Annotated in this window: 14 protein-coding genes; 3 read left to right on the top strand and 11 right to left on the bottom strand. The window is 37.2% G+C overall.

Annotated features, from left to right (window positions below):
• Nucleotides 1-200: 200 nt before the first annotated feature.
• Complete coding sequence (locus tag Q0410_RS06955; RefSeq protein ID WP_299034793.1) at nt 201-332, top strand: hypothetical protein; 132 nt, start codon at nt 201-203, stop codon at nt 330-332.
• A 230-nt stretch (nt 333-562) separates the two neighbouring features.
• On the opposite strand, the gene Q0410_RS06950 is transcribed toward Q0410_RS06955, so the two are convergent.
• The 10 genes from Q0410_RS06950 to Q0410_RS06905 all read right to left on the bottom strand — a co-directional run bounded on the left by Q0410_RS06950 (nt 563) and on the right by Q0410_RS06905 (nt 11,345).
• Nucleotides 563-787, bottom strand: coding sequence for a DUF951 domain-containing protein (locus tag Q0410_RS06950; RefSeq protein ID WP_299034790.1), 225 nt, complete (start codon nt 785-787; stop codon nt 563-565).
• Nucleotides 765-1,655 (bottom strand): mechanosensitive ion channel family protein, encoded by an 891-nt coding sequence (locus Q0410_RS06945; RefSeq protein WP_299034787.1) that lies wholly within the window; start codon nt 1,653-1,655, stop codon nt 765-767. Before Q0410_RS06945 ends, Q0410_RS06950 begins: the two co-directional genes overlap by 23 nt.
• A 1-nt stretch (nt 1,656) precedes the next feature.
• Nucleotides 1,657-2,163, bottom strand: coding sequence for a GDSL-type esterase/lipase family protein (locus Q0410_RS06940; protein WP_299034784.1), 507 nt, complete (start codon nt 2,161-2,163; stop codon nt 1,657-1,659).
• Nucleotides 2,163-4,154, bottom strand: a complete 1,992-nt coding sequence (locus Q0410_RS06935) for an alpha-amylase family glycosyl hydrolase (RefSeq protein WP_299034781.1) — start codon at nt 4,152-4,154, stop codon at nt 2,163-2,165. Before Q0410_RS06935 ends, Q0410_RS06940 begins: the two co-directional genes overlap by 1 nt.
• 19 nt (nt 4,155-4,173) lie before the next feature.
• Nucleotides 4,174-6,234 (bottom strand): elongation factor G, encoded by a 2,061-nt coding sequence (gene fusA, locus Q0410_RS06930; RefSeq protein WP_299034778.1) that lies wholly within the window; start codon nt 6,232-6,234, stop codon nt 4,174-4,176.
• Nucleotides 6,235-6,379: 145 nt separating this feature from the next.
• Complete coding sequence (locus Q0410_RS06925) at nt 6,380-6,736, bottom strand: DUF956 family protein (RefSeq protein WP_299034775.1); 357 nt, start codon at nt 6,734-6,736, stop codon at nt 6,380-6,382.
• Nucleotides 6,737-7,669, bottom strand: a complete 933-nt coding sequence (locus tag Q0410_RS06920; RefSeq protein ID WP_299034772.1) for a PTS system mannose/fructose/sorbose family transporter subunit IID — start codon at nt 7,667-7,669, stop codon at nt 6,737-6,739.
• Between the two features lie 9 nt (nt 7,670-7,678).
• Nucleotides 7,679-8,494: a PTS mannose/fructose/sorbose transporter subunit IIC gene (locus Q0410_RS06915; protein WP_299034769.1), complete on the bottom strand. Its 816-nt coding sequence runs from the start codon at nt 8,492-8,494 to the stop codon at nt 7,679-7,681.
• A gap of 9 nt (nt 8,495-8,503) precedes the next feature.
• The gene (locus Q0410_RS06910; RefSeq protein ID WP_299034766.1) at nt 8,504-9,508 is read right to left on the bottom strand and encodes a PTS sugar transporter subunit IIB; all 1,005 of its coding nucleotides are present in this window, start codon (nt 9,506-9,508) and stop codon (nt 8,504-8,506) included.
• A gap of 844 nt (nt 9,509-10,352) precedes the next feature.
• Nucleotides 10,353-11,345 (bottom strand): Gfo/Idh/MocA family protein, encoded by a 993-nt coding sequence (locus Q0410_RS06905; protein WP_299034763.1) that lies wholly within the window; start codon nt 11,343-11,345, stop codon nt 10,353-10,355.
• A 135-nt stretch (nt 11,346-11,480) separates the two neighbouring features.
• Between Q0410_RS06905 and Q0410_RS06900 the strand changes: the two genes are divergently transcribed.
• Both Q0410_RS06900 and Q0410_RS06895 read left to right on the top strand, forming a co-directional pair.
• Complete coding sequence (locus tag Q0410_RS06900; protein ID WP_299034760.1) at nt 11,481-12,371, top strand: glycyl-radical enzyme activating protein; 891 nt, start codon at nt 11,481-11,483, stop codon at nt 12,369-12,371.
• A gap of 6 nt (nt 12,372-12,377) precedes the next feature.
• Nucleotides 12,378-13,127 carry a DeoR/GlpR family DNA-binding transcription regulator gene (locus Q0410_RS06895; RefSeq protein WP_299034757.1) on the top strand — a complete coding sequence of 250 codons (750 nt, stop codon included), beginning with the start codon at nt 12,378-12,380 and terminating at the stop codon, nt 13,125-13,127.
• 206 nt (nt 13,128-13,333) lie between these two features.
• Here Q0410_RS06895 and Q0410_RS06890 read toward each other — a convergent pair.
• The coding region (locus Q0410_RS06890) for a transaldolase family protein (RefSeq protein ID WP_299034754.1) at nt 13,334-13,991 on the bottom strand (658 nt) is incomplete at its 5' end.

Raw genomic sequence — 13,991 nt, 5'->3', positions numbered from 1 at the left:
TCTCTTGCCGACAGTTAATACTATAACACCCTTTTTTATCTTTGTCAAATAATTTCTTTAATTTTTTTGAAATTTTATTTCTCTGACTTTTATTTTTAAACTTCCTTCTATATATGTATATGTTTACTTATTAGACTTAATTTTTCATTTTTTAACTTATGAATTTATCATTACTGGATAAAGCGAAGATTGAAGAGGTTTTGAATATTTATATTATCCCTTCTTTCTCAGGAGCCCTTGCTCAAGATCTTAATGTAAATGATAGCGATGAAGAATTTACAAACAAGCTTAGTGATTCTATAGAGACAATCTATCAGGCTAGTATTTCCTAACTTATATAATTTAAAGATTAAATTTATAAAAAAGGGACTGTTGCAGAATGAATAAATCGTCCCGATATCATCATAGGGTCTCAATGAGCCGACGGGCTTTTTTCTCGTGAAGTTTCACCTCCTCGAGCCGGTGAGCTAAAAGTGGCCCGCCGGCCTCAAGAGGCAAACTTTGAGAGAGAACCCTATGATGATGGGACGATAGTTATTCACAATTTGCAACAATCCCTTTTTTAATCTTCTGGTTGGTAGTTTACTATAGAAACCATCTTACCATCTTTATCTTTTATTTTTCTAATTTTTTTGTCAAAATCAAGTCTTTTCATCCAAATAATCTTATCACAACCCAGGCATCTTAGCTTGATGTCTGCACCAAGCCTTTCTATTTGCCAGAGGTTTTCTCCACAAGGGTGGCCCTTTTTGAGAGTGATTATATCATTTAGTCTGTATTTCTTCATTTTCTAAACCTACCTTATTTGCCCTGATATTTCTCTTTTCCATTTCTTCCTTAAGAAGGGCTCGGGCAGCTCTTTGGTACATCCATTGATAGCCTTCCTTGGTTTTTGCAACCATCTTTACGGTATAGATTATAGGTTCAAAGGATGCTATTTCAAAAAATTCAAACTCTTCTACTACCCTACCCTTAAAGTCTTTATCATCTTTTAGCCTCATAGCTACTGTGTCAATAATTTCCTTGGCTTCTTTTAAGCTTACTTCGTAGGGAAGGGAGAAGGTGACTTGGGCTAGGTTGTTTCCTCTATTGAAGTTTTGTACGTTTGCAATTTTAGAGTTTGGGATAATGTGTAGTGACCCGTTAAAATCTCTAATAAGGGTAGTTCTAAGGTTTAACTGTTCAACTTCTCCCTCACAACCTGCAGCTACTACCCAGTCCCCAACCCTTATCCTGTCGTCTATCACTATAAATATTCCCATGATAAAGTCTTGAATAACAGTTTGAGATCCAAAGGCTATAGCTATACCACCTATCCCTGCTGTTGCTATTAGGGATGATGTATTGATACCTACTGAATCTAAGATGATATTTACTACTATAAAGATTATAGCAAATTTGATTATAGAATATAACAATTTGCTGATAGTTTTGACCTTGGCAGCGTTGGCTAGCTTAGGATTTTTATTTTTGTTTAAAAACTTATCTAATCCCTTACCTGCTATCCTTATTAGGATATAACCTGCTATTATAGCAAGGCCTATAGTTATAAGCTTCGCTATAAGCGCATTTTTCATCAAGTCATTTACCACTTGATTTTGCTCAAGGTTGTCAACAAGCTGATTATCAAAAACTTGGCTTTCTATACTTTCCAATTTATTCTCCAATCTTTTCTATGATTTTTTCGGCAAGGCCCTGGTGGAAATCACTTGCGAGGTGGACTCCGTCTAGATAATGCCCAGCTATTGTATCTGCATCCAAATACTCTACTGGCAAAGTCTTTAATTTTTCCTTAAGACTTGAGAGTTTTCTATTTATCTCGTCATAGACCGGATAATATTCCTCTTCCTCCACATAGGGTGGCCCTATCATGAGAACCTTCCTTGCTCTTGCAGTCTCTACTATACTTTTTAGGTTTTTAAATACCAAATCAACAGAAAGACCAACCATAAAATCATTGGTTCCACCAAATACTACTAATAGGTCAGCTTCTTCTGTATTTACTAGATACCCTTTATACCTTGCTAGCATTTCTTCTGTAGTAGATCCATTTCGACCAAGGTTTATAACATCAAAACCCGCCTTACTCAGAAAGCGGGTATATGACTTATCTTCTACGAGAAAACCTTCAGTGAAGGAATCCCCCAAACATATTAATTTCATTATTTTACCTTTTTAAGAGCAAGGGCAGTTCTTGATGGGATATAAATTTTGATCCCATCGTAGTCTGTGCCAGGTAATCTTTCTGTATCGTAAACTACTCCGTGGCTAATCCTGCCAAAGCCGCCAAATATTTCATCATCAGTGTCCATTACCACCTTAAATTCTCCTATATCGTGGATAGGTAGGTGGAAGGATTTATAGGAATTAGTTGGGTGGAAATTGAATAGGTAGACTATATCCTTGTTTCTAAAGGCTATAATTTTCCTATCATTATCTAGCCAGAGCCTGTAAGTATCATTTCCTAGCTGGTCATTTTCCTTGGCAAATTCTAGCATAGCCCTATCAAAGTCTGCTAAAAACTTGTATTTTAGATAATCAGCATCCCTTAATGACCACTGACGGCGGGCATAGCGGAAGGAGTAGCCATTTCCCTCTCTTGGAAAGTCAATCCATTCTGGATGCCCAAATTCATTGCCCATAAAGTTTAGGTAACCGTCTGATCCTTCAGAGATAGTTATCCATCTTATCATCTTATGAAGGGCTATGGCACGGTCTATCTCAAAGTTGTGGATATCTATGGCCATAGAATCATACATTTCAGCGTCAGCCAGCTGGAAGATTGTAGTTTTTGAACCAACTAGGGCCTGGTCGTGGCTTTCTACATAGCCAATTCTCTTTTCACTTGGCCTATGGGTTGTTAACTCATACCACATATTTGATAGGTCCCAGTCATGGTCATTTTTCTTTAGGGTTTTTTCCCAAAAATCTGGCATACCCATAGCAAGCCTATAATCAAAGCCGATTCCACCTTGGCTTACAGGCAGGCACATGCCAGGCATGCCTGACATATCTTCTGCTATGGTGATAACATCTGGTTTGATTTCCCTAGCTAATTCGTTTGCCATTTGCAAATAATTTAGAGCATCTATGTCTGTATTCATAGAAAAGTATTTTGCGTAAGAGTCGAAGGCCTCACCACGGCCATGGTTTTTATAAATCATGGATGTGACCCCATCAAACCTAAAGCCGTCAAAGTGGAATTCTTCTAACCAGTATTTCACATTTGATAAGAGGAAGTGGCAAACTCCGCCCTTGTGGTAGTCAAATAACTTACTATCCCAGTCTGGGTGGTTACCCTCACCTCCTGTATGGAAAAATTGGTAGTCTGTGCCGTCAAATTCGTTTATACCTTCGGCTGTGTTTTTTACTGAGTGAGAATGAACTAGGTCCATTATCACATTAAGGCCCATCTCATGGGCTGTATTTATAAGGCTTTTGAGGTCTTTACTCTCTCCATACCAGGAAGATGGGGCAAAAAAGTTTGCCACTTGGTAACCAAATGATCCATAGTATGGGTGCTCAGCTATAGCCATAAGTTGGACTGTGTTATAGCCGCCCTCTTTTATCCTTGGAAGGATATGTTTTTCAAACTCCTTGTAGGTAGAAACCTTGCCTTCTTCGCCTGACATACCTATATGGGCTTCGTAGATTAAAAGGTCGTCGTGTTTTATTTTAAAGTCTTGGTCAGTCCACTCAAAGTCCTTACGTGGATTTTCTAAAACGGCTGCAAAGTCTAAGTTTTCATTTCTTTCTACCCTACGAGCATAAAGAGGAATTCTTTCTTTTATCTGTCCATTTGCATCAACCAAGACCTTTAGACGAGACTTGTGAGGGATAGTCCTTATCCCCTTTATAAAAATTTCCCAGTCTTCGCTGTTTATCTTCTTTAAAGGATGGGAGTGCTTATCCCAATTATTGAATTCTCCCAAAAGGAATAGCCCGTCAGCATTTGGAGCCCATTCCCTATAGATCCAACCACCATCAACCTTATGGAAGCCATAATAATTGTGAGCATTGGCAAATTCTTTAAGTGATTTGCCACCAGCTAAAAAATTCTTTTTTTGCTCTTCTAGCCTATCCATTCTAAGATTTATGTCGTTTTCATAGTCACTTAAGTAAGGATCTATATCTAATATTTCCCATCTTGCCATTGCTGCCTCCTAGCGTTTATTAATCTTCTTTCTTATTTTCAATAACTTTTTGGGTTATTTCTTTTGGAACTTCTTCATATCTTACAAAGTCCATAGAGAAAGATCCCCTAGCTGATGTTTGACTTCTAAGGTCTATGGCATAGGTTAAAACTTCTGAAAGTGGAGCTTCTGCCTTTATAACTTGGCTACCGTCCGCTTGAGGTTCCATACCTAAGATTCTACCACGTCTCTTATTCATATCGCCCATAACATCACCCATGTTCTCGTCTGGAACGTTGATCTCTAGACTCATAACAGGTTCTAGCAAGATAGGATCTGCTTCTTCTATACCCTTCTTGAAGGCAAGTCTTGCTGCAGTTTTAAAGGCTTGTTCGTTTGAGTCAACTGGGTGGTAAGAACCATCGTATAGGGTTGCCTTTATACCTGTAACCTTGTAGCCTGCAAGTGGACCTTCTGCTAGGGATTCTTCAAGACCTTTTTCTACTGCTGGGAAGTAGTTCTTTGGAACAGCTCCGCCGAATACTTCTTCGTCAAAGACAAAGTCTTCTTCGCTTGGTTCAAATCTGATAAATACGTCACCATATTGGCCTGCACCACCAGATTGTTTTTTATGCTTTCCTTGGACATCTGATTTGCCCTTGATTGTTTCCCTATAAGGAATCTTATATTCTATTACTTCTGTATTTACAGAGTAATTGTCTTTTAACTTATCCATCAACACTTCAAGCTGAACATTGCCTAGACCTGATAGGACTTGTTGGCTAGTTTCTCTATTCATTTCGTTAGCAAAGGTTGGGTCTTCTTCGTTTAGTTTTTGTAAAGCTTCTGAAATCTTATCCTCATCTGCACGGCTTACTGCCTTTATAGCATAGAATAAAACTGGCTTTGGATATTTAATCTTTTTGTATTCGATTTCATTTTCTTTAGAGCAAAGAGTATCGCCTGTTTGAGTTTTTTCAAGCTTAGCGAAAGCTCCTATATCACCTGCTACAACCTTATCAGTCTTGATTTGCTCATTACCCCTTAGGTAGAAGAGTGAAGAGATTTTTTCATCAGTATCTTTTGTTGCATTGTAAAGCTTATCATCTTTAGAAATTGCCCCACTTATTACTTTAAAGATAGAAATCTTACCTAAAAATGGATCTGCAAGAGTTTTGAAAACTACAGCAGAAAATGGTGCCTCTTCCTTTGTTTCAAAAGCCTCGTAACCATCAGCTACCCTAAATCCAATATTTGCAGCTTCATCATCAATTGATGGCATATATTTACAAATAACGTCTAGAAGTGATGTTAGACCAATCATTTTTTCTGTAGAACCTGCTATTAGTGGAACTACCTTACCTTCAAGGATGGCCTTAGATAAACCTTCTTTTATTTCTTCGTCTGTGAATTCTTCACCTTCAAAGAATTTTTCCATAAGTTCATCATCAGATTCGGCAACAACTTCTATAACCTTGTTATATACTTCTTCTACCTCTGCCATTCTGATTTCTGGAATTTCTAATTCTTTCTTTTCGTCATTTTCGTAAGAGTAAGCTTTCTTATCCATAACGTCGATGATACCTTCAAAGTCATCACCTTCGCCAAGCATAAGGGTTAGCGGAGTAACTTTTTTGCCAAATTTGATATGGAGGTCAGAAACAACTTTATTGAAATTAGCGTTTTCCTTATCTAGTTTATTAATGAAGATAACAGATGGAAGGTCAATCTTTTGGGTATATTTCCAGTATTTTTCTGTACCAACTTCGATCCCCTTTTCACCATCTATTACAAAAAGTGCACTTTCTGCCGCTCTTAGAGCTTGGAGCACTTCGCCTTCAAAGTCAAAAAATCCTGGAGAATCTATGAAATTTATTTTAAAATCGTTGTACTCTATTGGAATTATTGATGTTTGAAGAGAAATATTTCTTTTCTTTTCTTGCTTTTCGTAGTCAGAAACAGTATTTCCATTTTCTGTCCTACCTTTTTTATCTATAACTCCGGTCTTTAGTAGAAGGGATTCAGTAAGAGATGTTTTACCTGCACCCGAATGCCCTACTAAGGCTAAGTTCCTGATCTTAGATGTCTTATAATTTTTCATAATAATCTCCTTTTGGACTTATCTATTGTTAATAAAATGTCCATTTTTATATTTATAATAATATTATATAGTATTTTGAATAAAATTTCTACCTTTAATGAAAACATTTTCACTAAAAGGAAAATAAAACTCCCAGGCCGGGAGTTTATTTCTTGAATTTTCTCTTCACATAATCCCACACAGTCAAAGACCTTCTTAATTTATCATCTGGAAGGTACTTATTTAAAGCTCTCAAGATAGCCTTGTTTTCAGGACTATTAAAAACGAAATCACCATTTTTCTTAGTATGAATGGCAAAGCGGGTAATTTTTTTCTTAAAGATTACCGACGCTGTTACAAGCTTTATCTCTGTATAGGGTATTTGAATAAAATCTCTTACATTTCTTTCATTATAATACTCTATGGCCTTATTTCCTACCAGGAGGTCACCACGACTGGTAAGACCTCCTAGGAAATTTGCCTTAGTTTTAAAGTCTACCTTTGTATTTTGACTTTCTACCATCTACATGATTCCAAAGAATCTCGCAGCTATACCTATTACGAAAAGAGCTAGGATAATAGCAATTGGCGATACATTCTTCTTTAGAAGCTTACAAATACCAAGAGTTAATAGTAATGGAACAAGTCCTGGTATTAGTGAGTCTAAGTTTTCTTGAAGAGTTGTTACCTTAACTGTGTCTAGGGCTGTAGGACCAATATCTGCAAATTGTTTAAGAGCTTGTTGGATACCCTCTGCTCCTTGTGGAAGAGCTGCCCAGTCAATGTAGGATCCTGGTTGTTGGGTAACTTTTGAAACATCTACTGCAAAGTTAATTGATACCCATCTTTGAACTAGGGCACCTATAATAAACATACCTAAAATTGAAGCAAAAAGGGTAATCTTACCTAAAAGACCACCTGAAAGGTCTTTAGTAATCTCATTACCTGCCTTATAACCCATCTCTTGAGTCTTCCACTCAAATACCATTCTAATTAAATTCCAAAGAAGGAAGAATAAAAGTGGACCAATTAATGAGCCTGAAAGGGCAAAAGATGCACCAAGAGCCCCAAGAATTGGACGAAGGGTAAACCAGAATACTGGGTCACCTACACCTGCTAGAGGTCCCATCATACCAATTTTAACACCTTGGATAGCAGCATCGTCAATAGGTGTGCCTGATGCTCTTTCTTCTTCCATAGCAAGGGTTACACCCATAACTGGAGAAGAAACATAAGGGTGGGTGTTGTAAAACTCTAAGTGTCTTCTTAAAGCTTCTACTTGGTCTTCTTTTTCTGTATATAATTCTTTGATAGCTGGGATTATAGAAAATGCCCAACCACCGTTTTGCATTCTTTCATAGTTCCAAGAACCTTGAAGAAATTGGTGACGCCACCAAACTTTTTTACGAGCACCTTTAGAAAGTGCTACTTTTTTGTTATTTACTGTATCTGTCATAACATCTCCTTAATAATCATTGATTATATCGCCAAGTGGATCACCAGAACCAGTATTTCCACCTGGGTTAGATGTAGCAAGACCCTTTAGAGTCATATAAACTAGTGCAAGAACTACACCTATAACACCTAAGGCAATAAGAGTAAGGCTTGGGATGGCTGCAAATACGAAACCTAGGGCAAAAAATGGCCATGTTTCTTTTGTACTCATCATATTAATAACCATCGCATAACCTACTGCTGCTACCATGCCGCCGCCTACTGCCATACCACCTGTTAACCAATCTGGCATACTATTTAATGCATCTGTAACAGCTTGTGGTGGGATAAAGCAAAGAGCAAGGGCTGGTACTAAGATACGAAGGCCTTGCATAACTACTGCTAGCCATGAAAGAGTTTCGATTTTACCAAAGTTAGCAACTTCTGCTGCTGCATCCATACCGTGAACTATTGGAATAGCTAAAGTTCTTGCGATCATTGTTAAGAATAATCCTGCTACTGAAAGTGGAATAGCAAGAGTTATTGATGTGTTAATAGCGTTTGTAGCATTGGTATCTCCACCTTCAAGGGCAAGAACCATGATAATAGCTGAAGCAACTGATGCTAAGGCCGCATCTGGAGCTACTGCCGCACCTATATTTGCCCAACCTAGGGCAATCATTTGAAGTGAACCGCCAAGTATAATACCTTCCTTAAGGTGACCAGTCACAAGACCTATAAGAGTACAAGCAACTAGTGGTTGGTGGAATTGGAATTGGTCCAAGATACCTTCACAACCAGCAAGGAAAGCTACTAGGCCGATTAAAATAATATTAATAATACTCATTAATCTCTCCTATATATTTAATTCTGATTTTGCTTTTTTAAGAAGACTATCAAGGTTTTCAGACCTATCGCCTGGTACCTTTCTAACATCAAATTTGATGCCTTTAGCCTTTAGTTTTTCAAGGGTCTCTACGTCTTCAGGACCCATGGCAAGAGCGTTTGTAACAACAACCTTGCCCTTAGAGTGGGCCATAGAACCTAGGTTAACTTCTGTAAGTTCACCGCCACCTTCCACAAATTCTAAGACGTCTTGTGGGGTCTCAAATAAAAGTAAGACCTTGGTTAGACCAAAACGTGGGTCCTTGTCAATTTCAATCATCTTCTTGACTGGAACAACGTGAACCTTAACTCCTGGAGGAGCAGCCTCCATAATCATTGACTTACGAAGTTCATCTTGAGAAACCTTATCAGATACAACAATAATCCTGTCAGGACCTACTGTCTTTGTCCAGTTAGTTGCAACTTGGCCGTGAAGAAGTCTTGTATCAACTCTAGCAAGGCCTATTTTTATCTTGCCATCGCCAAGGACTGTACCTTCTGGAATAGTTCCTCCAACAACCTTCTTTTCTACTTCGCTGTCAACAGCCTCATCTTCTGCACTAGCCTTTTCAACTGGATTTACATCGTCAGGTTTTCCCTTAATACCATCTTTGGCACTGTCTATAATAACCTTGGCAATCTCGTGAGAAGATTCTTGAGTGAATCTTTCAGATAAAGCTTCGATTACCATAGGAAGGTTAAGACCTGCGACAATAGCCCACTTATCTTCATGGCCGTCAAAGACTGCTGAAGATTGGTTAAAAGGTGTGCCGCCCCAAAGGTCACATAAAAATAGGATCTCTTCAGAATCGACTTTTTTAATAGCCTCTTCTAGGTTTGCCCTAAAATCATCTGGACCCATGGAAGGCTTAAGTACAACTGCTTCAAACTTATCTTGTTCGCCAAAAATCATTTGAGCAGACTCCTTAATCCCCTCTGCAAAAGCCCCGTGGCTTGCAAGGATGATTCCTACCATAACATCTCTCCTTTCTTTATTCCTGGAATAAGACCAGGTATTTTGTTTTTTCGCCTTCCCGAAAATGCATATGATTTTTTGCATTTGGGAATTCTTGCAATGTTGATTTGGTGGTTTTATACAATATAAAATTATTTTTAAAATCCAAGATTTTGTATTTTTTAAAATAAAAGATAATATTTTTTGTTATTTAGAATATCCGAATCCTTTAAAATGTTGATTTTATTTACTATTTCTCTTCGGAATTTTATCTTTTAGATAATGATTTTTCTATTCTGAATAGCTTCGTTCTAGGGGGAGCCCCAAGGGACAACTTGCCCAAGCGACTTAGAACGCCGCAGGGTCCCTCATCGTGCTCCCCCTTGTACCCCCTCACCGTTACACCCCCGAGCGTCTCCTAAAGCGGAGTGCAAATAAGGTAGCTTGCCTATCGTCAAGCTTTTTGATAAGGACACTAACCCCACCGTAGTTGGTTTTTATTCCCAACGGATTTCCAATCCACGAAGCTCTAAAAATCGCAAACTCGCTTTCGCTCAGACATGCGGTTTTTGGACGAGCTTCTAGATTGCAAACCTTTTCTCATAAATAGAAATTATCACTTCTTGCTATTTGATTCGCAAAGTCGTTTGGCTTTACCTACTTCCCTTTTTTCTCTATAATTATCAAAAAATCAATCATATAAGACTTTTAGAAGTAGGTTTGGGTACAATTTTATATTGTATTTTACATACAAATCCACATTTTTATTATAACACATTAACACGAAAATCAGAAACGTTTTCTTATATTTTTCTAATTTTATTGATAATGTAGTTATTTGGCCGTTTTTAGATATTTGACGTGTCTAGTTCTCATTATCAGCTGGGAAGAAGATTCCAGCTTCTATTCTTGCTTGGTTCAGAACCTCTGCTGTTATTAGGGTGATTTCTTTTAGCTCTTCTGCCCTTTTTGTATCCCTAGTTCTTATTATTTCTTCAAAGGCAACAAATTCGTAGTAAAGCCTTGATTTATCTTCGTTTTGATTATAACTTTCGTATTCGCCGCCGGTTTCTTTTATCTTATAAGATCCAAAATTATTTAGGGCATCTGGGATTTCTATAGTGCCCTCTTCTCCTTGGATAGTATTTATTAGACTAGCTGAGCTATCTTTTGCCCCTATACAAACTACCTTGAAGTCCTCGTAGTCTAGGAGGCAGATACCTGATGTATCGATAGATTTTTCTATATTTGGGAAATATCTCACGTCTTTTGGCCTACCAAAGAGGTTTATTGCGTAGTCAATATTATAAATATTTAAATCCATAAGGGCCCCACCTGCATTTTCTAAAGAAAAAGCTGGTGCTATATCATCATTTTTAAACCTATCGTACCTAGATGAGTACTGAGAGTAGTTAAAGGATACAATTTTCATCTTGCCAAGCTTTGGGATTTCCTCTTTGACTTTGATAGCATTTGGGATAAAGCGGTTAGACATGGCTTCTAAGACTAGCCTGTCCTTGCTTTCTGCTTTTTTAAAAATCTTTAGAGTCTGGTTGATATTGGCTGTAAAGGGTTTTTCGCAGATAATATCCTTACCATGATCTAGGGCCTTATCCATAACTTCATAGTGAAGATTGTTTGGAAGGGCTACATAAACCAACTCGACTTCTGAATTTTTTATCAAGTCTTCATAGTCAGTGTAATACTTATCGATACCATATTTTTCCGATAGGTTCTTTAATTTTTCTTCACTTCTCGGAGTTGCTGCTATTGCAACTAGGTCAATATTTTCGATATCATTTATAAAAGTTAATACTTCTTGGGCAATCTTACCTGCCCCTATTATTCCTAATTTCATATTCCGTCCTTTCCCTGTATATGTTATATTGATACCCATTTTTCTATTTTTTAATTCTTTTTTTAAATTCTTTCGTATGAAATATATTGTCACTTTGTATATAAGTAGTATATTGGAAAATATAGGAGTTAGAATATGAAAAACGATAAAATTTTGATTTTCAATATACAAAAATTTTCCCTCCAGGATGGACCAGGGATTAGAACTACAATCTTTCTTAAGGGGTGTCCTTTAAGGTGCAAGTGGTGTTCAAATCCAGAAAGCCAAAACCCTTATGTAAATATTTTTATAGATGATGAGAAAAAAACTAAAATAGATATAAAAATAGACGAACTTAATTTTGATGAGGATGGCTATATAATAGAGGATAAACTCTTTTACTACCTCCTTGAGAAAAATGGCGTCCATGATAAAAATATTAAATACGACCAGGTCGGTCGCCCAATAGGTCTTGATAGGCTAGTAGAAATAGCCCTTAAAGACAAAATCTTTTATGATTCATCAGCAGGTGGAGTAACTATTTCCGGTGGTGAGCCCCTTATGCAAATAGACTTACTTGTAGAGTTAGTTGAAAAACTTAAACTTGAGGGCATCCACACAGCTATAGAAACAACACTATTTACAAATCCAGAGCATGTCGCCAAGCTTTACCCTTATCTCGACCTTTTTATAGCAGATTGTAAAAACTGGAATGAAGAAATTCATAGGCAAAAAACCGGGGTTTCGAGCATGATAATCTTTGATAACATGAGACAGGTTGTCAAAAACTCCAAAGACTATCTAATAAGGGTTCCAGTAATACCTGACTTTAATTATTCAGAGGATGGGGCCTTAGAATTTGCCAAACTTTTTAAAGATCTTGGGGTAGAAAAAGTCCAGCTCCTCCCCTTCCACCAATACGGCAAGGGCAAGTATGAGACCTACGGGATAAAATACGAGTATAATGATAGAAAGGCTCTGAAAGATTCTGACCTAGATAAGATGGTTGAGATTCTTAATAACCATGGAATAAAGGCCTTTGTGTGAGGGTTTATGAATAAAGAAGAAAGACAGGCTAAGCTTGTCGAAGTAATTAATGAAAAGAAAAAAATATCTGTAAATGACTTAGCCGAGATTTTTGAGGTATCGACTGTAACTATGAGAAAAGACCTGACAGACCTTGATTCAGAAGGTCTAATCAGGCGTACCCACAACTTTGCCGAGCTAATTGACGATGATTCCATATCAAGAAAACTTTCCTTTCATTTTAAGGAAAAAACAGAAATCGCCAAAAAGGCTGTGGACCTAGTGGCTGATGGGGAAACCATCATGGTTGAGTCTGGGTCTTGCTGTGCAATTTTTGCTAAAAAACTCGCTGAAACTAAGAAAAATATCACCATCATTACAAATTCGATTTTTATAGCTGATTACATAAGGGATTTGGATGTCCAGGTTATTGTACTTGGAGGTATTTACCAAGCTAAAAGCCAGGTTTTAATAGGTCCAGTCCTTTATGAGTCGGTCAAAAATTACAAGGTCGATAAGCTTTTTATAGGAGCTGATGGATACTCATACGAGCGGGGATTTTCCAACAAAGATCCTTTCAGAGGTGAAGCTGTAAGACACATGGCAGGTCGTGCCGATTCTGTGATAGTCCTTACAGAAAGCCATAAGTTTGAAACATCCGGCTCACTTTTACTTGGAATTTCTGATAAGGTGAAGGCTGTTATAACCGATGAGAAAATAAACAAAAAATCCAGAGACCACCTAAAGGCCTCTGGCGTAAAATTAATCTTATCATAAAAAATCACTTCTATAATATAATTAAATATATTTTAAGAGGTAAATAAATGAACAAAAAAGATATTTATATTAGTTTATTGTTGATTTTTTTAGGTGTGATTTTACACTTTTTATTTAAAGATTTAAACAAATTCGTTGGAATAACTTCTATGGTAGTTGGTATATGTTATTTTCTGCGTTTTATTCTATCGAAGAATGATAAATAATTACAAAACATCAGAGAAACTATCTCCTTCATTTAGAATTTTTGCGAAGTCGTCTTCAAAGTTATTGATTGCAAAATCAACATTTCTGTCATTTACAAGGTTTTTAAAAACAGCTGGAGATAGGGTCAAGGCACCTACTCCTCTTTCAACTAGGTCTAAAACTTGGTTAGAATTTTTAAAGGATGCGGCTAGGATTTCTGCCTCAAAGCCATTTGCTTCTAGGATATTTTGGATTTTTCTAGCCACAGCTAGACCGTCGTAGCCAAGATTATCAATCCTATTTACATAAGGAGCAAGATATTTTGCCCCAGCCTTAGCTGCTAGAAATCCTTGGAGGGGTGAATAGATACCTGTGGCAGTTATCTTTATTCCTTCTTTGCTAAGTTCTTCCATAGCCTTAAAACCTTCACCTACAGAAGGGATTTTAATATATGTATTTTCTCCAAGAAGCTTTACAAGCTTTCTAGCTTGATCAACCATTTCTTCTTTTTTACTCGCTACAACCTGGCAATGAAGATCCATATCAGGACCGATTAGGTCTCTAATCTTTAAAAGCCTATCTTTAGGATTCTCCCCTGCCTTAGAAAGTATGGTTGGATTTGTAGTGACACCATCAATTGGGTATAAGGCTACGATATCCTTGATAGCATCTAGGTTG

The sequence above is a fragment of the uncultured Anaerococcus sp. genome, assembly GCF_937934665.1.
Classification (GTDB): Bacteria; Bacillota; Clostridia; order Tissierellales; family Peptoniphilaceae; genus Anaerococcus.
Note: the sequence above shows the minus strand (reverse complement) of the source record. Positions and strands in the feature narration are given on the sequence as shown.

Coding starts and splice junctions, on each gene's coding strand:
- fusA (WP_299034778.1), bottom strand. CDS start 6,234: ATGAAAAATTATAAGACATCTAAGATCAGGAACTTAGCCTTAGTAGGG.
- Q0410_RS06920 (WP_299034772.1), bottom strand. CDS start 7,669: ATGACAGATACAGTAAATAACAAAAAAGTAGCACTTTCTAAAGGTGCT.
- Q0410_RS06925 (WP_299034775.1), bottom strand. CDS start 6,736: ATGGTAGAAAGTCAAAATACAAAGGTAGACTTTAAAACTAAGGCAAAT.
- Q0410_RS06895 (WP_299034757.1), top strand. CDS start 12,378: ATGAATAAAGAAGAAAGACAGGCTAAGCTTGTCGAAGTAATTAATGAA.
- Q0410_RS06905 (WP_299034763.1), bottom strand. CDS start 11,345: ATGAAATTAGGAATAATAGGGGCAGGTAAGATTGCCCAAGAAGTATTA.
- Q0410_RS06935 (WP_299034781.1), bottom strand. CDS start 4,154: ATGGCAAGATGGGAAATATTAGATATAGATCCTTACTTAAGTGACTAT.
- Q0410_RS06910 (WP_299034766.1), bottom strand. CDS start 9,508: ATGGTAGGAATCATCCTTGCAAGCCACGGGGCTTTTGCAGAGGGGATT.
- Q0410_RS06915 (WP_299034769.1), bottom strand. CDS start 8,494: ATGAGTATTATTAATATTATTTTAATCGGCCTAGTAGCTTTCCTTGCT.
- Q0410_RS06950 (WP_299034790.1), bottom strand. CDS start 787: ATGAAGAAATACAGACTAAATGATATAATCACTCTCAAAAAGGGCCAC.
- Q0410_RS06940 (WP_299034784.1), bottom strand. CDS start 2,163: ATGAAATTAATATGTTTGGGGGATTCCTTCACTGAAGGTTTTCTCGTA.
- Q0410_RS06900 (WP_299034760.1), top strand. CDS start 11,481: ATGAAAAACGATAAAATTTTGATTTTCAATATACAAAAATTTTCCCTC.